21 protein-coding genes and 1 pseudogene are annotated in these 26,980 nt (G+C 69.1%); 20 read left to right on the top strand and 2 right to left on the bottom strand.

The annotated features are described in order from the left end of the window. The 12 genes and pseudogenes from A949_RS0102660 to A949_RS0102605 all read left to right on the top strand — a co-directional run. Positions 1-660, top strand: a pseudogene (locus A949_RS0102660) (ABC transporter family substrate-binding protein); the annotation flags it as partial. A 192-nt stretch (positions 661-852) separates the two neighbouring features. Beyond that, a complete protein-coding gene (typA, locus tag A949_RS0102655) occupies positions 853-2,724 on the top strand; it encodes a translational GTPase TypA (RefSeq protein ID WP_019354462.1) in 1,872 nt (623 codons plus the stop codon). A gap of 446 nt (positions 2,725-3,170) precedes the next feature. Continuing rightward, on the top strand, positions 3,171-4,778 hold the full coding sequence (locus tag A949_RS0102650) for a peptide ABC transporter substrate-binding protein (protein WP_019354461.1): 1,608 nt from the start codon (positions 3,171-3,173) through the stop codon (positions 4,776-4,778). 86 nt (positions 4,779-4,864) lie between these two features. Further along, a complete protein-coding gene (locus A949_RS0102645; protein ID WP_019354460.1) occupies positions 4,865-5,794 on the top strand; it encodes an ABC transporter permease in 930 nt (309 codons plus the stop codon). Continuing rightward, positions 5,787-6,731 carry an ABC transporter permease gene (locus tag A949_RS0102640; protein ID WP_019354459.1) on the top strand — a complete coding sequence of 315 codons (945 nt, stop codon included), beginning with the start codon at positions 5,787-5,789 and terminating at the stop codon, positions 6,729-6,731. Before A949_RS0102645 ends, A949_RS0102640 begins: the two co-directional genes overlap by 8 nt. Before the next feature lie 17 nt (positions 6,732-6,748). After that, the gene (locus A949_RS0102635; RefSeq protein WP_019354458.1) at positions 6,749-7,726 is read left to right on the top strand and encodes an ABC transporter ATP-binding protein; all 978 of its coding nucleotides are present in this window, start codon (positions 6,749-6,751) and stop codon (positions 7,724-7,726) included. Further along, positions 7,719-8,765: an ABC transporter ATP-binding protein gene (locus A949_RS0102630; RefSeq protein WP_019354457.1), complete on the top strand. Its 1,047-nt coding sequence runs from the start codon at positions 7,719-7,721 to the stop codon at positions 8,763-8,765. Before A949_RS0102635 ends, A949_RS0102630 begins: the two co-directional genes overlap by 8 nt. A 193-nt stretch (positions 8,766-8,958) precedes the next feature. After that, entirely contained in the window at positions 8,959-10,602 is a 1,644-nt protein-coding gene (locus A949_RS0102625; RefSeq protein WP_019354456.1) for a peptide ABC transporter substrate-binding protein, read from the top strand. A 6-nt stretch (positions 10,603-10,608) separates the two neighbouring features. After that, positions 10,609-11,532 carry an ABC transporter permease gene (locus A949_RS0102620; protein WP_019354455.1) on the top strand — a complete coding sequence of 308 codons (924 nt, stop codon included), beginning with the start codon at positions 10,609-10,611 and terminating at the stop codon, positions 11,530-11,532. A gap of 111 nt (positions 11,533-11,643) precedes the next feature. Next, positions 11,644-12,606 (top strand): ABC transporter permease, encoded by a 963-nt coding sequence (locus A949_RS0102615; RefSeq protein ID WP_019354454.1) that lies wholly within the window; start codon positions 11,644-11,646, stop codon positions 12,604-12,606. Positions 12,607-12,611: 5 nt separating this feature from the next. Further along, complete coding sequence (locus A949_RS0102610; RefSeq protein ID WP_019354453.1) at positions 12,612-13,592, top strand: ABC transporter ATP-binding protein; 981 nt, start codon at positions 12,612-12,614, stop codon at positions 13,590-13,592. Beyond that, positions 13,582-14,709: an ABC transporter ATP-binding protein gene (locus A949_RS0102605; RefSeq protein ID WP_019354452.1), complete on the top strand. Its 1,128-nt coding sequence runs from the start codon at positions 13,582-13,584 to the stop codon at positions 14,707-14,709. The genes A949_RS0102610 and A949_RS0102605 overlap by 11 nt, the downstream gene beginning before the upstream one ends. A gap of 90 nt (positions 14,710-14,799) precedes the next feature. On the opposite strand, the gene A949_RS32225 is transcribed toward A949_RS0102605, so the two are convergent. Beyond that, a complete protein-coding gene (locus A949_RS32225) occupies positions 14,800-15,813 on the bottom strand; it encodes a hypothetical protein (RefSeq protein WP_051019365.1) in 1,014 nt (337 codons plus the stop codon). Positions 15,814-16,302: 489 nt separating this feature from the next. On the opposite strand from A949_RS32225, the gene A949_RS0102595 reads away from it, so the two are divergent. The 5 genes from A949_RS0102595 (at position 16,303) to A949_RS0102575 (ending at position 22,589) form a co-directional block, all read left to right on the top strand. Continuing rightward, positions 16,303-17,337: an ABC transporter permease gene (locus A949_RS0102595; protein ID WP_078565313.1), complete on the top strand. Its 1,035-nt coding sequence runs from the start codon at positions 16,303-16,305 to the stop codon at positions 17,335-17,337. 95 nt (positions 17,338-17,432) lie between these two features. Then, positions 17,433-19,229, top strand: a complete 1,797-nt coding sequence (locus tag A949_RS0102590; RefSeq protein ID WP_026004277.1) for an ABC transporter substrate-binding protein — start codon at positions 17,433-17,435, stop codon at positions 19,227-19,229. A 137-nt stretch (positions 19,230-19,366) separates the two neighbouring features. Beyond that, positions 19,367-20,344: an ABC transporter permease gene (locus tag A949_RS0102585; protein WP_019354449.1), complete on the top strand. Its 978-nt coding sequence runs from the start codon at positions 19,367-19,369 to the stop codon at positions 20,342-20,344. Positions 20,345-20,356: 12 nt separating this feature from the next. Beyond that, on the top strand, positions 20,357-21,427 hold the full coding sequence (locus A949_RS0102580) for an ABC transporter ATP-binding protein (RefSeq protein WP_019354448.1): 1,071 nt from the start codon (positions 20,357-20,359) through the stop codon (positions 21,425-21,427). Positions 21,428-21,452: 25 nt separating this feature from the next. Beyond that, on the top strand, positions 21,453-22,589 hold the full coding sequence (locus A949_RS0102575; protein WP_019354447.1) for an ABC transporter ATP-binding protein: 1,137 nt from the start codon (positions 21,453-21,455) through the stop codon (positions 22,587-22,589). Between the two features lie 136 nt (positions 22,590-22,725). Here the strand turns inward: A949_RS0102575 and A949_RS0102570 are convergent, their stop codons facing one another. Beyond that, on the bottom strand, positions 22,726-24,912 hold the full coding sequence (locus A949_RS0102570) for a S9 family peptidase (RefSeq protein WP_026004276.1): 2,187 nt from the start codon (positions 24,910-24,912) through the stop codon (positions 22,726-22,728). A 281-nt stretch (positions 24,913-25,193) separates the two neighbouring features. Between A949_RS0102570 and A949_RS0102565 the strand changes: the two genes are divergently transcribed. From A949_RS0102565 to A949_RS0102555, 3 genes are all read left to right on the top strand, one after another. Further along, positions 25,194-25,388, top strand: coding sequence for a hypothetical protein (locus A949_RS0102565; protein WP_019354445.1), 195 nt, complete (start codon positions 25,194-25,196; stop codon positions 25,386-25,388). A 159-nt stretch (positions 25,389-25,547) separates the two neighbouring features. Then, positions 25,548-26,510 carry an N-acetyl-1-D-myo-inositol-2-amino-2-deoxy-alpha-D-glucopyranoside deacetylase gene (mshB, locus tag A949_RS0102560; RefSeq protein WP_019354444.1) on the top strand — a complete coding sequence of 321 codons (963 nt, stop codon included), beginning with the start codon at positions 25,548-25,550 and terminating at the stop codon, positions 26,508-26,510. Then, positions 26,507-26,911 carry a DUF6113 family protein gene (locus A949_RS0102555; RefSeq protein WP_019354443.1) on the top strand — a complete coding sequence of 135 codons (405 nt, stop codon included), beginning with the start codon at positions 26,507-26,509 and terminating at the stop codon, positions 26,909-26,911. Before mshB ends, A949_RS0102555 begins: the two co-directional genes overlap by 4 nt. Positions 26,912-26,980 lie beyond the last annotated feature (69 nt).

Genomic DNA, 26,980 nt, shown 5'->3' with positions numbered 1-26,980 from the left:
TCCGCCGAGCGGGCCGGCTCGGAGCGCAAGCTCAGCCGGGCCAGGGCCGCGCTCGCGACGGCCGAGAAGGTGCAGGCCACGGCACGGGAGATGCGGCTGCTGGCGGGCGACCCGGCCAGCGCGGTGCGCAGCAAGGACGGCAAGCCGCTCGCGCTGCGGTTCGTGCTGCCGAGCGGCAAGGGCTCGGCGCAGCTGCGGGCCACCGGCAAGCGCATCGCCCGGATGCTGAACGAGGTCGGCATCCGCACCCAGATCAAGGAAGTGCCCGGCGAGAGCTACTTCAAGGACCACATCGCGGCGGGCGACTACGACCTGGCGCTGTTCTCCTGGCCCGCGACGGCCTTCCCCGCCACCGAGGCGCGGCCGATCTTCGCCAAGCCGCGCGCGGCGTCCGACGGCTCGCTGGTGGTGGAGCAGAACTACGCGCGCGTCGGCACCGACCGGATCGACCAGCTCTTCGAGCAGGCGGCGGGTGAGCTCGACGACGGGCGCCGCAAGGAGCTGATGGAGAAGGCCGACCGGCGGATCTGGGCGGTGGCCGGTTCGCTGCCGCTCTACCAGCGCCCGCAGCTCGTGGCGGTCAAACGGGACCTGGCCAACGTCGGCGCCTCCGGTTTCACCTCTCCCGCGTACCAGGACATGGGCCGCCGGAAGAGCTGAGCGAAGGGCCCCGGAGGCCCGCTACCACGGCCCCGTCCGGCACTCCGCGGACGGGGCCGTACCATGGTTGACGAGGCCGCGGCGAGCCGTGCCCGGCGTCAGGGACCGCGGCCGGCCGCACAGGGCCGGGCACCACCGGCCGGGAGGCCGGGGAAGCGCGGCCCGATCCGTCAACCCGGGAGACACCCCCCAGTGCCCACGCGCCACGACATCCGCAACGTCGCTATCGTCGCCCACGTCGACCACGGCAAGACAACCCTGGTCGACGCCATGCTCAAGCAGGCCGGGGCCTTCGCGGCCCACCAGCTCGAATCCGTCGACGACCGGGTGATGGACTCGAACGACCTGGAGCGCGAGAAGGGGATCACCATTCTCGCCAAGAACACCGCGGTCCGCTACCACCCCAAGGACGGCGGCGACCCGGTCACCATCAACATCATCGACACTCCCGGTCACGCCGACTTCGGTGGCGAGGTCGAGCGCGGGCTGTCGATGGTGGACGCGGTCGTCCTGCTGGTCGACGCCTCCGAGGGCCCGCTGCCGCAGACCCGCTTCGTGCTCCGCAAGGCGCTCCAGGCGCGGCTCCCCGTGATCCTCTGCGTGAACAAGACGGACCGCCCCGACGCCCGGATCTCCGAGATCGTGGACGAGACCTACGACCTCTTCCTGGACCTGGACGCGGACGAGGAGCAGATCGAGTTCCCCATCGTCTACGCCTGCGCCCGCGACGGTGTCGCCTCGCTGACCCAGCCCGCCGACGGTGCGGTGCCCGAGGACAGCAGCAACCTGGAGCCGTTCTTCACCACCCTGCTGGAGACGGTGCCCGCGCCCGTGTACGAGGAGGGCGCGCCGCTGCAGGCCCACGTCACCAACCTGGACGCGGACAACTTCCTGGGCCGGATCGCGCTGCTGCGGGTCAAGGAGGGGTCGCTGAAGAAGGGCCAGACGGTGGCCTGGATGAAGCGGGACGGCACGGTGCACAACGTGCGGATCACCGAGCTGCTGATGACCGAGGCGCTGACCCGCAAGCCCGCCAGCGAGGCGGGGCCGGGGGACATCTGCGCGGTCGCCGGCATCCCGGACATCATGATCGGCGAGACGCTGGCGGACGCCGAGAGCCCGGTGGCGCTGCCGCTGATCACCGTCGACGAGCCCGCCATCTCGATGACGATCGGCACCAACAACTCCCCGCTGGTCGGCAAGGGCGGCAAGGGCCACAAGGTCACGGCCCGGCTGGTCAAGGACCGGCTGGACCGGGAGCTGATCGGCAATGTCTCGCTGCGGGTGCTGCCCACCGAGCGTCCCGACACCTGGGAGGTGCAGGGCCGCGGCGAGCTGGCGCTGGCCATCCTGGTGGAGACGATGCGGCGGGAGGGCTTCGAGCTGACCGTGGGCAAGCCGGAGGTCGTCACCCGCGAGATCGAGGGCAAGCTGCACGAACCGGTCGAGCGGATGACCATCGACGCCCCCGAGGAGCACCTGGGTGCCATCACCCAGCTCATGGCGTCCCGCAAGGGCCGGATGGAGACGATGACCAACCACGGCTCCGGCTGGGTGCGCATGGAGTGGCTGGTCCCCTCGCGCGGGCTGATCGGTTTCCGTACGGAGTTCCTGACCGAGACCCGCGGTACCGGTATCGCGCACTCGATCTTCGAGGGGCACGAGCCGTGGTTCGGCGAGCTGCGCACGCGGCGCAGCGGGTCGCTGGTCGCGGACCGCTCCGGGACGGCGACGCCGTTCGCCATGATGAACCTGCAGGAGCGCGGCACGATCTTCATCGAGCCCGGCACCGAGGTGTACGAGGGCATGCTCGTCGGGGAGAACTCCCGGGCCGACGACATGGACGTCAACATCACCAAGGAGAAGAAGCTCACCAACATGCGGGCGGCCTCCGCGGACACGACGGAGAACCTGGTGCCCCCGCGGCGGCTCTCGCTGGAGCAGGCGCTGGAGTTCTGCCGTGAGGACGAGTGCATCGAGGTGACGCCGGAGACGGTGCGGATCCGGAAGGTGAACCTCGACATGAAGGAGCGCGCGCGGGCTGCGGCCCGCGCCAAGCGCTGACCGCGGGAGCGTTTCCGGTGCGGCGACGGCGCCGCTCGGCTTCGGCGTCCGGTCGCGCTGCGTAGCGGTCCGATCGCACGGACAGGGGCCCCACCTCTCGGGTGGGGCCCCTTCGTGCATCCTGGACTTCGCGCCGCGCTTCACTCGTGTCCGTTGAGCAGAGAATCCCCGCAGGGGATTGTCCGTTTGATCCGCATTGGTGCACCAGCACTCTCCGGATAACGGATAAGAAGTTGCATGTGTAACCAAAATGAGACTCGTTGACTCTGGTTCAACAGGGGGGTGAAGGCGGATAGTGAAGTCATTGAGCTCGGGTTAGAGAGTCACGCACCGTCATGTGGGCGCCGACTCCGCGAGCGTGGGGGCGTGTTGTGTAGATCCGGCAGAACTGTCGGATCCGGGCACCGCCCCTCTTTTCTTGGCGAAAACTCTGAGGAGGACGCCCCATGCGCGGCGCGAAGACGATGCAGTGGTCCGCTCTCGCGGCGGCGGTGGCCCTGGCGGCCACGGCCTGCGGCGGTTCGGACGGCGGCGGCTCGGCCGCCGGGAAGCCCGCCGGGTACGTCTCTATGTTCAACGGCGAGCCCCAGCACCCGCTGATGCCGTCCAACACGAACGAGAAGTTCGGCGGCTACGTCATCGACGCGCTGTTCACCGGGCTGGTCGGGTACGACGCCAAGGGCGGCCTGATCGACATGAACGCCGAGTCGGTCGACACCAAGGACAACAAGACCTGGACCGTCAAGCTCAAGAAGGGCTGGAAGTTCCACGACGGCACGGACGTGACCGCCGAGTCCTACGTCAAGGCGTGGAACTGGATGGCCAACGTCAAGAACAAGCAGGCCAACAGCTACTGGTTCGGCGACATCAAGGGCTACGAGGACGTCCACCCGGAGAAGGGCGACCCGAAGAAGGACGAGATGTCGGGGCTGAAGGTCGTCGACGACCAGACCTTCACCATCGAGCTGTCCGAGCCGGTCCCGTACTTCGAGTACAAGCTGGGCTACAAGACCTTCACCCCGCTGCCCGAGTCGTTCTACAAGGACCCCAAGGGCTTCGGCCAGAAGCCGGTGGGCAACGGCCCCTACGAGTTCCAGAAGTGGACCCACAACAAGCTGATCCAGGTCAAGGCCGCGGACGGCTACAAGGGGTCCAACAAGGCCAAGAACAAGGGCATCCAGTTCAAGAACTACTCCAAGCTGGAGTCCGCCTACCAGGACGCCCTCTCCGGCAACCTGGACCTGGTCGACGGCGTCGGCCCCAAGGACCTGCCCAAGCGCAAGGCCGACTTCGGCGACCGCGCCCTGGACGTGCCCTACGCCGGCACCCAGAGCATCGTCCCGGCCCTCTACTCCAAGCCGTTCAAGGACATCGACCCCAAGGTGCTCCAGGGCCTGTCGATGGCCATCGACCGCAAGACGATCACCAAGACGGTGCTCCAGGGCACCCGCATACCCTCCAAGAGCTTCACCCCGCCCCAGGTCAAGGGCTACCAGAAGCTCGACACCGATGTGCTGTCCTACAACCCGAAGAAGGCCAAGCAGTACGTCGAGGACGGCGGCGGCGTCCCGGGCAACAAGATCTGGATCCAGTACAACGCCGACGGCGGCCACAAGGAATGGGTGACCGCGGTCTGCAACAGCATCACCAAGGCCACCGGGGTCAAGTGCGTCGGTGACTCCAAGCCCGACTTCCAGACCGACCTCGAGGCGCGCCAGGCCAACAAGGTCAAGGGCACCTACCGCGGCGGCTGGCTCGCGGACTACCCGCTGAACATCAACTTCATGCAGGACCTGTACAAGACCGGCGCCTCCACCAACTACGGCCGGTTCTCCGACAAGAAGGTCGACGAGCTCTTCACCAAGGGCGACCACGCCGACTCCCTGGACGCCTCCGTCAAGGACTACCAGGCGGCGGAGAAGGAACTGCTGAAGAAGATGCCGGCCATCCCGCTGTGGGACTACGCGGCCAACATCGTGCACGGCGAGGACATCGACGGCGTCAAGGTCGGCTTCGACGGCAACGTCCTCATCACCGACATCACCGTCAAGTAGCAGCACGTCGCTGACGCCGGGGCTGCCCGCACGGACGCGGGCGGCCCCGGCCGTCGCCTGAATCCTCTTTCCGTTACGGAGGCACTATGGGGCGCTATGTCGCGCGGCGACTGCTCCAGATGATCCCGGTCTTCATCGGGTCGACTCTGCTGATCTTCAGCATGATGTACGCGCTGCCCGGCGACCCCGTGGCGGCGCTCTACGGTGAAAAGAAGCCGGACCCCGCACAGATCGCGGCCATCAAGCATCAGCTCGGGATGGACCTGCCCCTGTGGCACCAGTACTGGAACTACCTCACCGGTCTGTTCCAGGGGGACTTCGGTACCCAGATAGCCACCCAGCGGCCGGTGGCCGAGGTGATCGAGCAGGCGTTCCCGGTGACGATCCGGCTCACGCTCTTCGCGTTCGTCTTCACCGTCGTGGTGGGTGTGCTGCTCGGCATGGTCTCCGGCCTGTTCGCCGACAAGGCTTTCGACCGGATCGTCCTGATCTTCACGCTGCTGCTGATCTCGATCCCCAGCTTCGTGCTCGGATACCTCTTCCAGTACCTCTTCGCCTTCCAGCTCGACTGGCTCACCCCCACTGTGCAGGACTCCCGGGACATCGGGCAGTTGATGCTGCCGGCCATCGTGCTGGCCGCGCTCTCGCTGGCGTATGTCACCCGGCTCACCCGCACCTCGGTGGCGGAGAACCTGCGGGCCGACTACATACGCACCGCCATCGCCAAGGGGCTGCCGCGCCGCCGGGTGGTCGGAGTCCACCTGCTGCGCAACTCGCTCATCCCGGTGGTGACCTTCCTCGGTACCGACATCGGCGCGCTGATGGCCGGTGCGGTCGTCACCGAGGGCATCTTCAACGTGCACGGTGTCGGCAACACCATCTTCGAAGCGCTCAACCGGCGCGAGGGCTCCACGGTCGTCGGCATCGCCACGCTGATCGTCATCGTCTATCTCGTCGCCAGCCTGCTCGTCGACCTGCTTTACGCGGTCCTGGACCCGAGGATCCGTTATGACTGAGACCCTGAACGTGCCCGCATCGGCGTCCACGGATCCGCAGCCCGACCCCTCGGGCGCGGACGCCAAGCCGGCCAAGGGCCGCAGTCTGTGGACAGATGCCTGGCAGGACCTTCGGCGCAACCCGATGTTCGTCATCTCGGCCGTGCTGATCGTGCTGCTGCTCACGATGGTCGCCTTTCCCGGCTGGTTCACCTCCGCCTCTCCGACGGTGGGTGACCTGACGCACCACTACCAGGGCGAGCCCCGCTACACCCACTTCTTCGGCGAGGACTGGTTCGGGTACGACACCCAGGGCCGTTCCGTGTGGGCTCGCATGGTCCACGGCGCCCGGGCCTCCGTGCTCGTCGGTGTACTGGTGACGCTGTCGGTGACGCTGGTCGGTGGCATCGTCGGCCTGGTCGCCGGGTACTTCGGCGGCTGGCTGGACAGCGTGCTCTCCCGGATCACCGACATCTTCCAGGGCATCCCCTTCCTGCTCGGTGCCATGGTCGTGCTCACCACTTTCACCAAGAGCAACCTGTGGGTCGTCATCGCCGCCCTGCTCTTCCTGGGCTGGACGCAGATCGCCAGGGTGGCCCGGGGTTCGGTGATCACGGTCAAGCAGAGCGACTACGTGCATGCGGCGAAGTCACTGGGCGCGAGCACGGTACGGATCATGTTCCGGCACATCGTGCCCAACGCGTTGGCGCCGGTCGTGGTGGTCGCCACCACGGCCCTCGGCGGCTACATCGCGGCCGAAGCGACACTCTCCTACCTGGGCATCGGCCTGGCCGCACCCGCGGTCTCCTGGGGTGTGGACGTCTCCAACGGCAAGGACGCGCTGCGTACCGCGCCGCACATTCTGATTTCCCCCGCCGTCATGGTGTCCCTCACCGTGCTGGCGTTCATCATGCTCGGCGATGCGGTCCGCAACGCCCTCGATCCGAAGAGCCGTTGAGGGAGGCGGGAGAAGACATGACCCTCCTCGAAGTGCGCGACCTGCACGTCGATTTCCAGACCCGGGACGGTGTCGTCAAGGCCGTCAACGGCGTCAACTACAGCGTCGAGGCCGGTGAGACGCTGGCGGTGCTGGGCGAGTCCGGTTCGGGCAAGTCGGTGACCGCGCAGGCGGTCATGGGCATCCTCGACATGCCGCCGGGGCGCATACCCAAGGGCGAGATCCTCTTCCACGGCGAGAACATGCTCACCATGTCCAAGGAGGAGCGGCGCAAGATCCGCGGCGCCCGGATCGCGATGATCTTCCAGGACGCGCTCTCGTCGCTGAACCCGGTGCTGACCGTGGGGTACCAGCTGGCCGAGATGTTCCGCGTCCACCAGGGGCTGGGCCGCAAGGAGGCCAAGGCCCGGTCGATCGAGCTGATGGAGCGGGTGAAGATCCCCGCGGCCAAGGCCCGGGTGAACGACTATCCGCATCAGTTCAGCGGGGGTATGCGGCAACGGATCATGATCGCGATGGCGCTGGCGCTGGAGCCGGACCTGATCATCGCGGACGAGCCGACGACGGCGCTGGACGTCACGGTGCAGGCCCAGGTGATGGCCCTGCTCGCCGACCTGCAGCGCGAGTACAACATGGGGCTCATCCTGATCACGCACGACCTGGGCGTGGTGGCGGACGTGGCCGACAAGATCGCGGTGATGTACGCGGGCCGGATCGTGGAGACGGCGCCGGTCAAGGAGCTCTACCGGGCCCCGGCGCACCCCTACACCAAGGGCCTGCTCGAATCCATCCCGCGGCTCGACCGCAAGGGCCAGGAGCTGTACGCCATCCAGGGGCTGCCGCCCAACATGGCCAAGGTGCCGGAGGGCTGCGCCTTCCATCCGCGCTGCCCGGCGGCGCGGGACATCTGCCGCACCGAGCTCCCCCCGCTCGCCGAGGTCGACGACGCCCGCGGCAGCGCGTGCCACTTCTGGAAGGAGACGATCGATGCCTGAGCGGCGCGAGAATTCCGAGCCGATCCTGGAGGTGCGGGATCTGGCCAAGCACTTCCCGCTGACGCAGGGCATCCTCTTCAAGCGGCAGATCGGTGCGGTCAAGGCCGTCGACGGTATCTCCTTCGACCTGTACCCGGGCGAGACGCTGGGCATCGTGGGGGAGTCGGGCTGCGGCAAGTCGACGGTGGCCAAGCTGCTGATGAACCTGGAGCGGCCGACCTCCGGGAGCATCCGGTACAAGGGCGAGGACATCTCGAAGCTGTCGGGGCGGGCTTTGAAGGCGGTGCGGCGGAACATTCAGATGGTGTTCCAGGATCCGTACACGTCGTTGAATCCGCGGATGACGGTGGGGGACATCGTCGGGGAGCCGTTCGACATCCATCCCGAGGTGGCGCCGAAGGGGGATCGGCGGCGGCGGGTGCAGGAGCTGTTGGATGTGGTCGGGCTGAATCCCGAGTACATCAACCGGTATCCGCATCAGTTCAGTGGTGGTCAGCGGCAGCGGATCGGGATCGCGCGGGGGCTGGCGCTGCGTCCGGAGATCATCGTGGCGGACGAGCCGGTCTCGGCGCTGGATGTGTCGGTGCAGGCGCAGGTGGTGAATCTGATGGAGCAGCTCCAGGACGAGTTCGGGCTCTCCTACATGTTCATCGCGCACGACCTGTCCATCGTCCGGCACATCTCCGACCGCGTCGGCGTGATGTACCTCGGCAGGATGGCCGAGATCGGGACGGACGAGCAGATCTACGAGCACCCCACCCACCCCTACACCCAGGCGCTGCTGTCGGCCGTGCCGGTGCCCGACCCGGAGGCTGAGGGGAAGCGGGAGCGGATCGTGCTGGAGGGCGATGTGCCCTCACCGGCCAACCCGCCCTCCGGATGCCGGTTCCGCACCCGCTGCTGGAAGGCCACGGACAGGTGCGCGGAGGAGGTGCCGCTGCTGGCGGTGCCCTCGGTGTTCGACGGGACCGGGTCCGGTGCGGAGCACCCCTCGGCCTGCCACTTCGCGAAGGAGGACGCCGCGGTGGTCGCCGCCTGACACCGCGCTCTCCACCCGCTCGGAGGGGATCGGAGGGGCTCGGAGGGGAGAGGACACCGCCGGCACCGGCCGGCGGTGTCCTCCGAACGGGTTCCAGCCCGTTCCGCCGTGGGCAGGGCAGCCAGGCATATGGTGTCAAAAGGTGTTATGTGGATCTGAGGCGTACTCGGACCCCAGCGCACCAGGAGGCACCATGCGTGCAGCCACCCGCACCACCGTGATCCGGCGGGCGCTCGCCGCCGCAGGGGCCGTCGCTCTGACGGCGACAGCGTGTGCCAGCAGCTCGGACGGCGGCGGAGGCGGTTCTGCGGACGGGGTCGTACGCGCGTTCTGGACCGATCCGCAGCACCCCGTGGAGCCCGCCAACACCAACGAGGTGCAGGGCGGCAAGGTCCTGGACATGATTTCCCGGGGTCTGAAGAAGTACAACCCGACCACGGGCGCGGCCGAGAACGCCGTGGCCGAGTCCATCGAGAGCGACGACCAGCAGAACTTCACCGTCAAGCTGAAGAAGGGCTGGAAGTTCTCCGACGGCACCGCCGTGACGGCCAAGTCCTTCGTGGACGCCTGGAACTACGGCGCGCTCGTCACCAACAAGCAGATCAACTCGTACTTCTTCCAGTACATCGAGGGCTATCAGGACGTCCACCCGGAAAAGGGCAAGCCGACGGCGAAGACCCTCTCCGGGCTCGAGGTGAAGGACGCCCGCACCTTCACCGTGAAGCTCAACCAGAAGTTCTCGCTCTGGCCGCAGACCCTCGGGTACAGCGCCTATGCGCCGCTGCCGAAGTCCTTCTTCAGCGACCACGGCGGCTGGCTGGAGAAGCCCGTCGGAAACGGCCCGTACAAGGTGGACTCCTACACCAAGGGCCAGTCGATGAAGCTGTCCCGGAACACCCACTACGCCGGGGACGACAAACCCCGCAACAAGGGCGTCGAGCTGAAGGTCTACACCGACCAGAACACCGGCTACACCGACCTCCAGGCGGGAAACCTGGACGTCGTCGACGAACTTCCGGCCGGGCAGCTCAAGAACGCGAAGCGGGATCTGGACGGGCGCTACATCAACCAGCCCGCGGGCATCATCCAGACCATCTCGTTCCCCATGTACGACAAGGCGTGGCAGAGCGCGAAGGCCGTCAAGGTGCGCCGCGGACTCTCCATGGCGATCAACCGCAAGCAGGTGACCGAGAAGATCTACCACGGCACCCGGGAGCCGGCGACCGACCTCACCTCGCCCGTGCTCAAGGCCGCCGGCGGCTACAAGCCGGGTCTCTGCGGCGACGTGTGCGATTACGACCCGAAGCAGGCCAAGAAGCTCATCGAGGAGGGCGGCGGGCTGCCCGGCGGGAAGATCACCCTGACCTCCAACGTCGACACCGGCTCGCACCGGCAGTGGATGGAGGCCGTCTGCAACAGCATCAACCGCACGCTGGGCCGGAACAGCGCCTGCACCGTCAACCCGGTGCCCACCTTCAGCGAGTTCCGCTCCGACATCACCGACCGGAAGATCACGGGGATGTTCCGGACCGGCTGGCAGATGGACTACCCGCTCATCCAGAACTTCCTCCAGCCCATCTTCTACACGGACGCCTCCTCCAACGACTCGGGCTTCTCCGACCCCCAGGTCGACAAGCTGATGGACAAGGCGAACTCCGCCACCGACGAGAAGGCCGCCATCGGTCTGTTCCAGCAGGCCGAGAAGCGCATCCTGGACACCCTCCCCGCGATCCCGCTGTGGTACCAGAACGGGAACGCCGGCTATTCCAGCCGGGTCAGCGACGTCAAACTCAACCCGTTCTCCGTCCCGGTCTTCACCGACATCAAGGTCAAGTGAGCCGCCGTGGGGCGCTACGTCGTCAGACGACTGCTCCAGATGATCCCGGTGTTCATCGGGACGACCTTTCTCATCTTCGTGATGGTGTACGCCGTCGGGGACCCGGTCAACGCGATGTTCGGGGAACGGGCTCCCGACCCGGCAACCGCCGAGCAACTGCGCGAGGAATTCAACCTCGACAAGCCCATCTGGCAGCAGTACGTGCTCTACATGGGCAACATCTTCACCGGTGACTTCGGAAACGCCTTCAACGGCCAGCCGGTGACCGAACTGATGGGGACGGCCTTCCCCATCACGATCCGGCTCGCGGTGCTCGCGATCGTCTTCGAGATCCTCGTCGGCATCACCCTGGGAGTGCTGACCGGGCTCCGCCGCGGGCGGCCCATCGACAGCGGGGTGCTGATGCTGACCCTCGTCGTCATCTCCGTCCCCACGTTCGTGACCGGCAGCCTCGCGCAGTACCTGCTCGGCGTGAAGTGGGGCTGGATCTCCCCGGCCGTCTCGCCCGCGGCGCCGGCCCGCGAACTGCTGCTGCCCGCGCTGGTCCTCGCTCTCGTCTCACTGGCCTACGTCACCCGGCTCACCCGGACCTCGATCGCGGAGAACGCCCGCGCCGACTATGTGCGCACTGCCGTGGCCAAGGGGCTCTCCCGGCGCCGGGTGACCGTGCGGCATCTGCTGCGCAACTCGTTGATCCCCGTCGTCACCTTCCTCGGGACGGACGTCGGCAACCTGATGGCCGGGGCGCTGGTCACCGAGCGGATCTTCAACATCCACGGAGTCGGCTTCCAGCTGTGGCAGGGCATCGTCCGGCAGAACTCGCCCACCGTCGTCGGCTTCGTGACCGTCCTCGTCATCGTCTTCCTCCTCGCGAACCTGCTCGTCGACCTCCTGTACGCGGTGCTTGACCCGAGGATCCGCTATGCCTGACCCGCCCCGCCTTGGCAGGGCAGACGCCTCCGACACCGCCGGGGACGGCCCGGCCCACGCCGCGGCGCCCGCGGCAGCCAGCGGTGCGGCCGCGGGAAGAGAGGGGAGCGCATGACCGGGACGCCGGCCATCGAGGGGCCCGGCGGGGCCATGGAGGAACTGGCCGAGGAAGGGGGAGGAGGACTCCGGGGCAAGCCCCCGTCCGGGCGCGGACGGCCCGCGCGGGGGCGGAGCATGTGGTCGGACGCCTGGCACGAGCTGCGGCGCAACCCGGTGTTCGTGATCGCCGGACTGATCATCGCCTTTCTCGTGCTGATCTCGCTGTGGCCGGGGCTGATCGCCACCCGGGATCCGCTCTCCTGCCGGCTCGGCCGCTCGCTGGACCCGTCCTCGGCCGGGCACTGGTTCGGGTTCGACACCCAGGGCTGCGACGTCTACACCAGGGTCGTCTACGGCGCCCGCACCTCCGTGACGGTCGGTGTCTGCGCCACCGCCGGAGTGGCGGTGCTGGGCAGCCTGCTGGGCGGACTCGCCGGGTTCTTCGGCGGGGTGTGGGACGCGCTGCTCTCCCGCCTCACCGACATCTTCTTCGGTATCCCCATCGTCCTGGGCGGCCTGGTCTTCCTCTCGATGACCGGCAGCCGGTCCGTGTGGACGGTGGTCACCTTCATCGTGCTGCTCGGCTGGCCGCAGGTCGCCCGGATCGCGCGCGGCTCGGTCATCACCGTCAAGCAGAACGACTACGTACAGGCCGCCCGGGCGCTGGGCGCGGGCAACGCCCGGATGATGGTGCGGCACATCCTGCCCAACGCCGTCGCGCCGGTCATCGTGACCGCGACCATCGCGCTGGGCACCTACATCTCGCTGGAGGCCACGCTCAGCTACCTCGGCGTCGGGCTCCAGCCGCCCACGGTCTCCTGGGGGGCGGACATCTCCGCGGCCTCCCAGGGCATGCAGTTCCGCAACGCGCCGCACATCCTGCTGTACCCGGCCGCCGCGCTCAGCCTCACCGTGCTGGCCTTCATCATGCTCGGCGACGCCGTCCGCGACGCCCTCGACCCGAAGCTGAGGTGAGTGCGGTGAGTCTGCTCGAAGTCCGCGACCTGTTCGTCGAGTTCCGCACCCGGGACGGGGTGGCGCGGGCCGTCAACGGAGTGAGCTACACCGTCGAGGCCGGTGAGACGCTGGCGGTGCTGGGCGAGTCCGGTTCGGGCAAGTCGGTGACCGCGCAGGCGGTCATGGGCATCCTCGACATGCCGCCGGGCCGGATCACCGGGGGCGAGATCCTCTTCCAGGGGCGGGACCTGCTGAGCCTGCCCGAGGAGGAGCGGCGGCGGATCCGCGGCTCGAAGATGGCGATGATCTTCCAGGACGCGCTCTCGTCGCTGAACCCGGTGCTGACCGTGGGTTTCCAACTGGCCGAGATGTTCCGCGTCCACCAGGGCCTGGGCCGCAAGGAGTCCAGAGCGCGGGCCGTCGAGCTGATGGAGCGGGTCCGCATCCCGGCGGCGCGGCAGCGGGTCGGGGACTTCCCGCATCAGTTCAGCGGGGGTATGCGGCAACGGATCATGATCGCGATGGCGCTGGCGCTGGAGCCGGATCTGATCATCGCGGACGAGCCGACGACGGCGCTGGACGTCACGGTGCAGGCCCAGGTGATGGAGCTGCTGGCGGAGCTCCAGCGGGAGTTCACGATGGGGCTCATCCTGATCACCCACGACCTGGGCGTGGTGGCGGACGTGGCCGACAAGATCGCGGTGATGTACGCGGGCCGGATCGTGGAGACGGCGCCGGTCAAGGAGCTCTACCAGGCGCCCGCGCACCCCTACACCAAGGGCCTGCTCGACTCCATCCCGCGCCTGGACCAGAAGGGGCAGCAGCTCAACGTCATCCGCGGGATGCCGCCCAGCCTGCTGGACATCCCGCCGGGCTGCGCCTACAACCCGCGCTGCCCGATGGCACGCGCGGTCTGCCGCACGGACGAGCCGCCGCTGTACGAGGTGTCGGCACAGCGGCACAGCGCCTGCCACTTCTGGAGGGAGATGTTCGATGGACGCTGACCGCTCGGGGCACGGCTCGTCCCGGGAGGCGCGGAATCCGGCGACGGGACCGCACCAGGGCACCGGAGACCCGGCGGGCGAGCCGATCCTGGAGGTGCGGGATCTGGCCAAGCACTTCCCGCTGACGCAGGGCATCCTCTTCAAGCGGCAGATCGGTGCGGTCAAGGCCGTCGACGGCGTCTCCTTCGATCTGCACAAGGGCGAGACGCTGGGCATCGTGGGGGAGTCGGGCTGCGGCAAGTCCACGGTGGCCAAGCTGATCACCCACCTCGAACAGCCCACCTCGGGGACCATCCGGTACCGGGGTGAGGACATCTCGAAGCTGTCGGGGCGGGCTTTGAAGGCGGTGCGGCGGAACATTCAGATGGTGTTCCAGGATCCGTACACGTCGTTGAATCCGCGGATGACGGTGGGGGACATCGTCGGGGAGCCGTTCGACATCCATCCCGAGGTGGCGCCGAAGGGGGACCGGGGGCGGCGGGTGCAGGAGCTGTTGGATGTGGTCGGGTTGAATCCCGAGTACATCAACCGGTATCCGCATCAGTTCAGTGGTGGTCAGCGGCAGCGGATCGGGATCGCGCGGGGGCTGGCGCTGCGTCCGGAGATCATCGTGGCGGACGAGCCGGTCTCGGCGCTGGATGTGTCGGTGCAGGCGCAGGTGGTCAACCTGATGGAGCAGCTCCAGCAGGAGTTCGGGCTCTCCTACATGTTCATCGCGCACGACCTGTCCATCGTCCGGCACATCTCCGACCGCGTCGGCGTGATGTACCTCGGCAAGATCGTGGAGATCGGCACCGAGACCGAGATCTACGAGCACCCCACCCACCCCTACACCCAGGCGCTGCTGTCGGCCGTGCCGGTGCCCGACCCGGAGACGGAGGACGCCCGCGAGCGGATCGTGCTGGAGGGCGATGTGCCCTCACCGGCCAACCCGCCCTCCGGATGCCACTTCCGCACCCGCTGTTGGAAGGCCCAGGAGCGCTGTGCCGTCGAGGAACCGGCGCTGGCACTGCCGGAGAACTTCGCCGGCACCCTGCCCGGCCAGCCCGTGCACCACCCGTCCGCGTGCCACTTCGCGGCCGAGCGCACCGCGGTGATCCCGCCGTCGAACCGCTGAGCGCACGCGCGCTCCGGGCGGCCGCCTCCGGTGCGCGGCCGGCCGGGCGGCGGTGCCGTCGCCGCCGCGCGGAGGGGGCGCCCGGTCGGGTCAGGAGGTGGTCAGGCGCCGGTCCGGGGTGGCGGAGGCAGCGGGGGAGTCGCGGACCGTGCCCTTGGTGAGGGCCAGCAGCACGGCGAGCCCGGCGGCCGCCTCGAACACGTTCGTCAGCACGTGGAGCCGGCTCTCGATACCGAGGTCGTCGAGGTGCCGGAAGAAGTCCAGCTTTAGGCTGAAGGCCGTCCCGAAGACCCCGAGGGCGAGCAGCGGGGCGGCGGAGATCAGGCCGAGCGGGCGGGAGAAGGGCGCACCGCCGAGGGCCGCCGTCGCCGTCACCAGGCTGAGCACGACGACGGCCCACAGCGTCCAGCCGGTCGGTGCGTCCAGCAGCCGGACCATCCCGCGCTCGCCGGTGAGCGTGTGCGCGTAGCGCTCCCAGCCGTACTGCTGCCAGGTGCGTATCTCCCACGCGGCGAGCACCACACCGCAGGTGCCCAGCAGCAGGAAGGCGGCGACGGCTCCGCTCCGGGTGGGCCCCGCCGGGGGGCCGTCGGCGGGATCGGGTTCGTCCCGCCCGCCGAGGCCGTACGTTCCGGGGCCGTACCCGTCGAAGCCGCCGTGGGCGGGGCGGCGGCCCGCTGTCGCCGTGACGACCAGAACGGCCCCGATGACGACCGCGGCGATGGTGCTGAAGAGCACCTTGCTCAGCAGCCGGTCCGGGACGCCCTGCATCCAGTCGGCGTTGAGGTTCCACAGGCCCGGCACCCGCACGGCCACGGTCAGCAGTCCGGTGCAGGTGAGTATCGCCGCGGACGAGGAGGACCGGAACGCGGTCACGGCGGCGACGGAGTACAGCAGCACGAGCGTCGGTTCGAGGAACGAGGTGACCCACACGCCGTCCTCGGCACGGGCGGGGAGCCCGGCCCAGTTCCACCAGACGTCGACGACCTCGTTGGCCTCGGTGAAGTCCCGGGCGATCCATCCGAGACTGATCAGCGCGAGCACGGCCGTCAACAGGGCCCCGAAGGCGCGCGCCCCGCGCGAGAGTGTCCTGTCCTGGCCCATGGCTCGGCCCCCCGTGTGTGCGGTGTCGCGATGTCCCCGGATCCGTCCGTGTCTACCCGTGATCGCCGTCCGGCTACAAGCTCCCCCTGGCGCCGCGCCGCACGGCACTCCGACCGCCTCTCCATCTTCGCACGATGTGCACCGCTCGCGCGCGGGAACTCCAAGTGATCATCCATTCGGAGGAGTTGGATTCCGTACGCACTTCAGGGCGGCTGCTTCGGATATCGGTGAGAAGACGGCCGTGTTGCGGAACCGTTAAGGCGATTCCTGGCGGCCTGGACTGCTTTGCCCGGCGGCGCGATGTGATGTCAAGCACGTTGCCACCTCGATCTGCGCAACGTTCGCTCAAGAAAGCGGTGGACAGCATCGAGCCTGCCCAACACCCCTTGACTGGCACGTAACCGGCTTGCCAAAGTCCGGCTCAACCCACCCGCATCACGCCCAACGATTCGGGTTTCGGCGAGATTTGAGCGCGGGAGCACACACGCGATGACGAGTACTTCCCAGGCTGCGGCGGCCGGGGCCGACACCCCTGGCCCCGAGGACGCCGGTCTGAGTTCTACGCGAGTTGCCAAGAAGGACGAACTCGCGGGCCGGTCCCCCGGCCGGCTCATGTGGACGCGCTTCAAGCGCGACCGCACGGGCGTGATCTCGGCGTGCATCGTGCTCGCCTTCTTCCTGATCGCGGCTCTGGCGCCGGTGATCGCCAAGCTGTACGGCAAGGATCCCTACACCCGCTACGGGCAGTTGCGGCCGGATCTGCTGAACGAGAACTTCTACCCGGTCAAGCCCAACGGCGGCATGGACGGGGAGTTCTGGTTCGGCCTGGAGCCGGGGCTGGGCCGGGACGTCTTCACCCAGCTCCTCTACGGGATCCGCACCTCGCTCTCGCTCGCGGTCATCATCACCCTGCTGTCGGTGGTCACCGCCATCGTGATCGGGGTCGTGGGCGGCTACTTCGGCGGCAAGGTCGACTACTTCCTCGGCCGGTTCACCGACCTGATGATGTCCTTCCCCAACCAGCTCTTCTTCGTGGCCTTCACCCCGGTCGTGGCGGCGCTGCTGGTGGACCCCCGGGACGAGATGCCCACCTGGCTGCGCGCGTGCGTGCTGATCTACGTGATGTGGCTGCTGGGCTGGATGACACTGGCGCGACTGCTGCGCGGTCAGACGCTGTCCCTGCGGGAGCGGGAGTTCATCGAGGCCGCGAGGGTCGCCGGGACCCCGCCGGGCCGCATCGTCCGCAAGGAGCTGCTGCCGAACCTCGTCACGCCGATCCTGGTGCAGGCCACCTACATGCTGCCGAACAGCGTGACCGCCATCGCGGGACTCTCCTTCCTCGGCGTCGGCCTGCAGGAACCCACCCCGGACTGGGGCCGGATGTTCGCGACGGGCGCCGAGATCTACCAGAGCGACATCACCTACATGTTCTTCCCGGGCGGCGCGATGGTGATCTTCATCCTCGCATTCAACCTGCTCGGAGACTCGGTCAGGGACGCGTTCGACCCGAAGTCCGGCCGATGAGGGCCAGGCGCGACCGAGTGGTGGGGGGTGCTGCCACCCCGTACGGCATCAGTCAGGCAGCGACGGACAACCGACAGGCAGGTGCAGACACCACCATGAGCAGAGTGAGCATACGCACGGCGCGTGCCTCCCTCGCGGCGGTCGCCGCCGGGGCGCTGTTCCTCACCGGCTGCAGCAGCGGCGGCGGGGGCGACAGCAAGGACAAGGACGAGAAGGCCAAGCAGCAGGGCTCGGACGTCTCCTACACCTTCGCGGACGCGGCCGGTTCCAAGGGCCCGGCGAAGGAGGTCGACGGCGGCCGCAAGGGCGGCACCATCAAGGTGCTGCAGCGCGACAGCTACGCCCACCTCGACCCCGCGCAGATCTACGTCAGCGACGAGGGCGCCCTCGCCACGCTGATCCACCGCGGTCTGACCACCTACAAGCGGGTCAGCGGCGACGAGTACGCGGTCGTGGGCGACCTGGCCACCGACAGCGGCCAGAAGTCCGACGGCGGCAAGACCTGGACCTACAAGCTCAAGGACGGGGTCAAGTTCGAGGACGGCTCGGCCATCACTTCGAAGGACATCCGGCACACCATCGAGCGGACGTTCGCCCCCTTCATCACCGAGGGGCCGACCTTCATCCAGCAGTGGCTGGCCGACACCGGTGGCGCCAAGTACCGCGACATGCTCAAGGACGGCCCCTACAAGGGCAAGCACCTGCCCGATGACGTCCTGGAGACCCCGGACGACAAGACGATCATCTTCCACTTCAAGAAGCCGCAGGCCGAGCTGCCCTACGCGCTGGCCATGGCGGGCTACGCGGCGGTGTCCGAGGAGAAGGACACCAAGGAGAAGTACGACAAGAAGCCGCTGTGCAGCGGCCCGTACAAGATCGCGTCGTTCAAGTCCGGCAAGAGCATGAAGCTGGTCCGCAACAAGGAGTGGGACCCCAAGACGGACCCCGCGCGGCACCAGTACCCGGACGCGTTCAACATCCAGTTCGGTGTCTCCTTCGAGGACTCCACCAAGCGGCTGATGTCGGACGCCGGTGAGAACCGGACCGCCACCAGCTTCACCAACCAGGTCGACGCCTCCAGCCTGCAGAAGGTGCGCACCGACCCGGAGATCAAGAAGCGCTCGGTCTCCGGCTACCAGTCCTACGTGAGCTACCTGAACATCAACATGGACCGGATCAAGAACAAGAAGGTCCGGCAGGCCATCGCCTACGCGATCCCCAACCAGTCGATCGTCTCGGCCTTCGGCGGCGCCGGCGGCGGCGAGATGGCGGGCAACTACATCAGCCCGACCCTGGTGGGCCACAAGAAGACCGACCCCTTCGACAAGCTCAAGAACCCGCAGGGTGACGTCAAGAAGGCGGCCAAGCTGCTCAAGGAGTCCGGCAAGAAGGGCATGAAGCTCACCTTCGCCTACCAGAACTCCCCCGAGTGGCAGGACTTCGCCGTCGCCGCGACGCAGAACCTGGAGAAGGCCGGCTTCGACGTCCAGAAGAAGGACATCATCCAGGACACGTACTACGACCAGATCGGCAAGGTCAAGAACGGCTACGACATCTACCACAACTCGTGGGGTGCCGACTGGCCGAGCTCCTCGACCGTCATCCCGAACCTGTTCGACGGGCGCCAGGTGCAGGACGGCTCCGCCAACTACTCGCACCACAAGAACCCGAAGTTCGAGAAGGAGATGGACCGCATCCGGTCCCTGTCCGACGCGGACAAGGCGGCCGAGGAGTGGCAGAAGCTCGCGGACAAGATCCTCACCGAGGACGTGCCCGCCGTGCCGATGCACTACTACAAGGCCGTCCAGCTCTCCGGTTCCAACATCGGCGGCATGTACTACGACGAGCAGCTGCACGACATCCAGCCCACGTCGCTGTACGTGAAGAAGTAGCACTCGCCCGGCGCCGGTAGGCGCCGCCTCCGCCGCCCGGCCCGCAGGGCCGGGCGGCGGAGCCCGGAGTCCGCTCCTCCGGACTCCGCTGTCCCGCACGTCTCGATTCCGCTGTCGCACGAGAGCTGCGTTCCGTCATGCTGCGATTCCTCATCCGCCGGTCGCTCGGCGCCGTGGTGATCCTGCTGATCATCAGCGCCGTCACCTTCTTCCTCTTCTATGCCGTCCCACGGGACCCGGCGATGCTGGCCTGCGGCAAGAACTGCACGCCGGACGCGCTGGAGGTCATCCGCAAGAACATGGGCATCGACGAACCGATCCCCATGCAGTACTGGCACTTCATGGTCGGCATCGTCGCCGGCCGTCAGTTCAACGTCGGGGACTGCCCGGCACCGTGCTTCGGCTACTCCTTCGCCAACCAGGACCCGGTCTGGCAGACCATCCTGGACCGCTTCCCCACCACCGTCTCCCTGACCCTCGGCGGGGCCGTGGTCTTCCTGCTGATCGGGCTGGGCGCGGGCATGATCGCCGCCTGGCAGAAGGGCACGCTCATCGACAAGGCGTTCAGCTCGATGTCGCTGCTGCTCTCCTCGATGCAGATCTACTTCATCGGTCCGCTCGTGCTCGCGCTGGTGGTCTACAACCTGGAACTGCTCGACCAGCCCAAGTACGTGCCGCTGACGCAGGATCCGGTCGGCTGGTTCCTGGGACTGCTGCTCCCCTGGCTGGTCATCCAGATCATCTTCACCGCGAACTACACCCGTCTGTCCCGCTCCTCGATGATCGAGCAGCTGCAGGAGGACCACGTCAAAGCCGCGCGGGCCAAGGGCATGTCGGGGAAGTACGTCTTCTTCCGCTACGCCTGGCGCGGCTCGCTCATCCCCATCGTCACCATCTTCGGCGTCGACATGGGCTCGCTGTTCGGCGGCGCGATGATCACGGAGTGGACGTTCTCGCTGCCCGGACTCGGCACCCTCGCGGTGAACTCGGTGCAGAACACCGACCTGCCCATGGTGATGGGCGTGATGCTCTTCGCGGCCACCTTCATCATCCTCTTCAACATCATCGTGGACGCCGCCTACGCGTTCATCGACCCGCGCGTGCGGCTGTCCTAGGAGAACCGGCACATGACCACCCTGACCAAGGAAGCCGACGTACCGGGCCCGCGCGGCGCCGGCGACGGGGACGCCTTCCTCTCGGTGCGCGATCTGTACGTGCACTTCGACACCGAGGACGGCACCGTCAAGGCAGTCGACGGGCTCTCCTTCGCCGTGGAACGCGGTCGCACCCTCGGCATCGTGGGTGAGTCCGGCTCCGGCAAGTCGGTCACCAACCTGTCCATCCTCGGACTGCACAACCCCCGCACCACCGCGGTCTCCGGCGAGATCATGCTGGACGGCCAGGAGCTGACCGGCGCGCGGGAGAAGACCCTGGAGTCGCTGCGCGGCAACAAGATGGCGATGATCTTCCAGGACGCGCTCACCGCGCTCTCGCCCTACTACACGATCGGCCGGCAGATCGCCGAGCCCTACCGCAAGCACACGGGCTGCTCCAAGCGGGAGGCCCAGCTGCGCGCCGTCGAGATGCTCGACAAGGTCGGCATCCCGAACGCGAAGCTGCGGGTCAACGACTACCCGCACCAGTTCTCCGGCGGTATGCGGCAGCGCGCGATGATCGCCATGGCGCTGGTGTGCAATCCGGACCTGCTGATCGCCGACGAGCCCACCACCGCGCTCGACGTCACGGTGCAGGCGCAGATCCTGGACCTGCTCAAGGACCTCCAGCAGGAGTTCGGCTCCGCGATCATCTTCATCACCCACGACCTCGGCGTCATCGCCAACGTCGCGGACGACATCCTGGTGATGTACGGCGGCCGGGCCGTCGAGCGGGGCTCCGTCGCGGAGGTGCTGCGGGCGCCGCAGCACCCCTACACCTGGGGCCTGCTCACCTCGATGCCCCGGCTGACCGGCGACGTGAACGAGGAGCTCTCACCGATCCTCGGCACCCCGCCCAGCCTGCTCGCACCCCCGCCCGGCTGTCCCTTCCACCCCCGCTGCGACTTCGTGGACGAGGTCGCCGGTGCCTCCTGCACCGCCGACCGGCCGCAGCTTCCGGACGGCCGGGGCGCCGCCTGCCACCTGACGGCGGAGCAGAAGCGGACGTTCTTCGTCGAGCAGATCAAGCCCAGGCTGAGCTAGGCCGGGCAGAGGGAGACCCAGACCAATGAGCGATGACGGCACCCTGACCGAGCCGGGCGGGGGCGAACCGCGGGAGCAGCGGCCCGCGCGCACGGGCGAGCCGCTGCTGAAGGCCGAGAACCTGGCCAAGCACTTCCCGATCATGGGCGGCTTCCCCTTCAAGCGGAAAGTGGGCGAGGTCCAGGCCGTCTCCGGGGTCGACCTCGCCGTGCACGCGGGCGAGAGCTTCGGGCTCGTCGGCGAGTCGGGCTGCGGCAAGTCCACGACGGGACGGCTGCTGACCCGGCTGCTGGAGCCCACCGCGGGCTCCCTCAGCTACGCCGGGCAGGACATCACCCACGCGACGCGCAAGCAGCTGGCACCGGTCCGCTCCGAGATCCAGATGATCTTCCAGGACCCGTACTCGTCGCTGAACCCGCGGCACACCGTGGGCGCCATCATCGGTGGGCCCATGGAGGTCAACGGCATCAACCCGCCCGGCGGCCGGGAGAAGCGCATCCGCGAGCTGCTGGAGACCGTCGGTCTCAACCCCGAGCACTACAACCGGTTCCCGCACGAGTTCTCCGGCGGCCAGCGCCAGCGGATCGGCGTCGCCCGCGCCCTGGCCCTGGAGCCGAAGCTGATCGTGGCCGACGAGCCGGTCTCGGCGCTGGACGTCTCCATCCAGGCCCAGGTCGTCAACCTGCTCCAGCAGGTCCAGCGGGACCTGGGGATCGCCTTCGTCTTCATCGCCCACGACCTGGCGATCGTGCGGCACTTCTCGGAGCGGGTCGCGGTGATGTACCTCGGCAAGATCGTCGAGGTGGGCGAGCGCGAGGCCATCTACAACCGGCCCCGCCACCCCTATACGCACGCGCTGCTCTCGGCGGTGCCGGAGGCCGTGCTGCACGACGAGGACGGCGGGGACGACGGGGACACGACAGGAGACGCGGCCAGGGAGCGCATCCGGCTGGTGGGGGACGTGCCGTCGCCGGTCAACCCGCCCTCCGGCTGCCGCTTCCGCACCCGCTGCTGGAAGGCCCAGGACAAGTGCGCCACGGACGAGCCGCCGCTGGTCCAGATCCCCGGGAACACCGGCGGCCACCTGACCGCCTGCCACTTCCCCGAGGAGCCGACGACCGCGGCCCGTGCGCAGGACGCCGCCGTGGAGGCCGGCCGGTAGTCCGGCAGTCCGCCAGCAGGGAGGGTTCCGGGCCGGTCCCGGAACCCTCCGCCGTGGCCTTTCCCACCCGGTCCGCGGCCCTGGCCGCCGGCTGCCGTGGTCGGCCCGAGCCGCCCGCGGCAGCCGGCGGCGGGGGTCAGCCGCCGGTCCCCAGCGACCGCTTCAGGAAGTCCACCTGGAGCAGCAGCAGGTTCTCCGCCACCTCGGCGCCACCGGCCATGTGCGTGACGCCCGACAGCGGCAGCACCTCGTGCGCACGCCCGGCGGCCAGCAGGGCGGAGGAGAGCCGCAGCGCGTGCCCGACCACGACGTTGTCGTCGGCCAGCCCGTGGATGATCATCATCGGCCGGTGCGGGGCGTCCCGGTCCACCCCGGCCAGTCCCGCGTCGGTGATCAGCGACGACTCGGCGTAGACCTCGGGGTCGTCCTGCGGGGTGCCGCAGTACCGCTCCGTGTAGTGGGTGTCGTACAGCCGCCAGTCGGTCACCGGGGCACCGGCGACCGCGGCGTGGAACACGTCGGGCCGTCGCAGCACCGCGAGCGCCGCGAGATATCCGCCGTAGGACCAGCCGCGGATGCCGACCCGGGAGGTGTCCAGCGGGTACTCCTCGGCCAGCGACTCCAGCGCCGCCACCTGGTCGTCCAGCGTGACGGCGGCCAGCCGGCGCGAGACGGCCTTCTCCCAGCCGGGGCTGTGCCCGGGGGTGCCGCGGCCGTCGGCCGTGACCACCGCGAACCCCTGGTCGGCGAACCACTGGGCCGTCAGATGCGCGTTGTGCGCGGCCACCACCCGCTGCCCGTGCGGCCCGCCGTAGGGATCCATCAGCACCGGCAGCGGTCCGTCCGCCGCCCGGTATCCGGTGGGCAGGACGACGGCCGCCGGGATGCGCCGCTGCCCGGTGTGCACCAGGCGCGGTGCGGTGCGGAGCACCGGCTCCTCGGCGAACGACGCGACGGCGGCGGGCTCGCCGCCCACGGGCCCGGTGCCGTCCCCGCGCAGCAGGACGGCACGGGAACCCGGCCGGGACAGGTTCGCGGTCGAGAGCACCAGCGTCCCGCCGCCGCGCACCGCGGACGCCACGTGCGGCTCGTCCCCGTCGGTGATCCGCACCGGCTCGCCCCCGGCCAGCGGCACCCGGTAGACCCCGATGTCGCCGGGGCGGGACCGGGGTGCGCCGTCGCCCTCGGAGGCGGAGAAGAGGACGTCCTCGTCGCCGATGTCGAGCACGGCCCGGACATGCAGGGTGGCAGGGGTCAGCGGCCGTGCGCCCGCCATGAGCACCCGTGCGCCCGACGAGGCGCCGGCCGCCCCGTCCGGTCGACCGGCGTCGTCCGTGATCCGCACCAGGCTGCCGTCCGGCGCCCAGGCCGGGACCCCGCCGAAGAGTTCCAGCCAGATTGGATCATTCTCGGTGAGTGTGACGGACGTCGCACCCGTCTCGGTGTCCACGCTCAGACACGCCGCCTCGCGCTGGTCCCTGCTCTGTACGAGCAGCAGCGGCGGCCCGCCGGACGACCAGTGCACCCGGGCCAGGTAGGGATGGCGTTCGCGGTCCCAGACCACCTCGCACCGGGTCCCGTCCAGATCGAGCAGATACAGCGTGACCTCGGCGTTCTCGGTTCCGGCCGCGGGGTAGGCGATCCGTGTCGGCTCCTCGTGCGGGTTCGCCGGGTCGGCGATGGTCCAGCGGCGCACGGGCGCGTCGTCGGCCCGCGCGACCAGCAGCCGGTCCGAGTCCGGCGACCACCAGTGGCCGCGGGTCCTCGACATCTCCTCGGCGGCGACGAATTCGGCCAGGCCCCAGGTGACGGTCGCGGCCTCGGGCTCGGCCAGCGCCCGGTCGTCCGTGCCCGCCGCCGTCACCACCCGCAGCGCCCCGCCGCTGGCATAGGCCACGTGCCGGCCGTCGGGGGAGGGGCGCGGGTCGACCACCGGCGTCGGCACCGGCAGCTCCCGCGCCTGCCCGGAGAGCAGGTCCACGGTGAAGAGCCGACCCGAAAGAGCGAAAGCGGCGCTGTTCACGGACGTGTCGGTGGCATATCCCACGACACCCGCGGTGCCCTCGCGACTCCGCTCGCGCCGGGCCCGCTCCTCCGCCGACAGTTCTTCGGCCGCGCCGCCGAGCAGCGCTTCGGGGTCGGCCGCGATCCGCTCGGCGCCGCTCGCCACATCCCGCACCCAGAGCAGGTGAGCCAGGTCAGAGCCGCCACGGGAGCGAAGGAAGACGACTCGTGAGCCGTCCGGGGCGACAGTGAAGGACCTCGGAGCCCCGAGTGTGAACCTGTGGGTACGGGCGTGCTGCCGCGGGAAAGTCGTAGCCATGCGGCCGACCGTACTGCGCACGCGCCGGGCCGCGGTCCGCTCCGGAGGTACGGCCCGGAACGATCGTCCGGTGGTGTGCAGTTGGCTGGAACTGAATATGCGCCCCTCGTCTGCACCTGTGCACCGAGCCGTGCGGTCACCCGGATAATTATGATCCGTTGCGCATGGTGAGGGCTGGGTATGAAGCCGGTGGCTCCTCCATGCCGGAGGCGTGCTGCCGTGTCCGTGCGACCCGTACCGAGATCCCCCGAACCGACCGTGCGACTTGGAGGTGAACCGCCGTGGCACTCTCGATTTCGGCGGTGGTGCTGCTGGCGATCATCGTCATCCTGCTCGTCAGGAAATCCGGGCTCAAAGCCGGACACGCGGTGATCTGCGTGCTGTTGGGCTTCTATCTGGCAAGTTCCTCGATGGCGCCCACCATCAACGATCTGACCTCCAACGTCGCCGGCATGATCGGGGAGCTGAAATTCTGACCGGACCCTCCTCGGCACCCCGGCCGCCTGCTCCGCGGGAGCGCCCCGGGCCGTGACGCGCCCTGGGCGGGGCCCCTGCGGTGCCGGTGCTGTGACGTCGCCGGGCCGGGACGGTGCCCGCACCCGCTCCGGGTGCGGTGCCCGTCGTAGGCTCGGGGCATGACCGCTGCGTTTCCCCCGGGGGCGGCCCCCGGCACTCCGGCCGCCTCCGAGCGCCGGCTGCTGCTGGTGCACGCGCACCCCGACGACGAGTCGATCACCACGGGCGCCACCATGGCCAGATACGCGGCGGAGGGCGCCCACGTCACCCTCGTCACCTGCACCCTGGGCGAGGAGGGCGAGGTCGTCCCGGACGGGCTGGCCCACCTCGCGCCGGACCAGGACGACACCCTCGGCCCGCACCGCATCGGGGAACTCGCCGCCGCCATGCGCGCGTTGGGCGTGACCGACCACCGCTTCCTGGGCGGGCCGGGGCGCTACCGGGACTCCGGGATGATGGGAGCGGCCACCAACGACCGCCCCGGCTGCTTCTGGCAGGCCGGCCTGGACGAGGCCGCGCGGCTGCTCGCGGCCGTGCTGCGCGAGGTGCGCCCCCAGGTGCTCGTCACCTACGGGCCCGACGGGGGCTACGGCCACCCCGACCACATCAAGGCCCACCGCGTCGCCATGCGCGCGGTCGAACTCGCCGGGCGGGAAGCCGGGCGCACCGGCGGCGCACCGCACCAGGTGCAGCGCGTCTACTGGAACGTGGTGCCCCGGCCGGTCCTGGAGGAGGGCTTCGCGTCGCTGCACGCGGCCGACGCGGACGGTGAGATCTTCCCCTTCCCCGGCTTCCAGGGCAGAACGGGCTTCGCACAGCCGGACGACGTGCCGGGGGTGGTGGAGAGCGCGGCCGAGGTCGATGTCACCGTGGACGCCGGCGCGTACACCGAGGCGAAGGCGGCGGCGATGGCGGCACACGAGACCCAGGTGTCGGTGCGCCGTACCTCCCGCGGGGCCTTCTTCGCCCTTTCCAACGGACTGGCCCAGCCGCTGACCGGGACCGAGTTCTTCCAGCGCGCCCACCGTGGCGACGCGGCCCCGGCCGGCGCGGACGACCTGTTCGCCGAGGTGCGGGCGTGAGCGCGGGCGTGCCCGGTGAGCGGAGCGCGTACCCGCACGCGTACGGGCCCCGGGTCGCGGTCTATGCGGCACTGGTGCTTCTCGGCCTGCTGACCGGAGTGGCCGGCACCCTCGTCCAGGGCGGCTGGTTCCCGCTGGGACTGCTGCTCGCGCTGGCCGCGGCGGCCGGGCTCTTCTGGGGCGGCGCCACGCTGTGCCGCACGAAGGTGGGAGCCGCGGCTCCGGCGGCAGGGTGGGTGCTCGCGGTGCTGCTGACGACCTCCTCCCGGCCGGAGGGCGACTTCCTGTACGCCGCCGGAATCGGCAGTTATGTCTATCTGTTCGGCGGCATGCTGGTGGCTGTGATGTGTACCACCATCGCGCTGCCCGCGCCACCGGTATCGCTCGACAAGAACCGCTGAGAGGGCCGTCGTCGGGGCGATCAGGTGGTCGCGGGGCCGGTGCCCCGTGCCCCAAGTACAGTGGTGCGC

This window comes from Streptomyces sp. AA1529, from assembly GCF_000280905.1.
Classification (GTDB): domain Bacteria; phylum Actinomycetota; class Actinomycetes; order Streptomycetales; family Streptomycetaceae; genus Streptomyces.
Note: the sequence above shows the minus strand (reverse complement) of the source record. Positions and strands in the feature narration are given on the sequence as shown.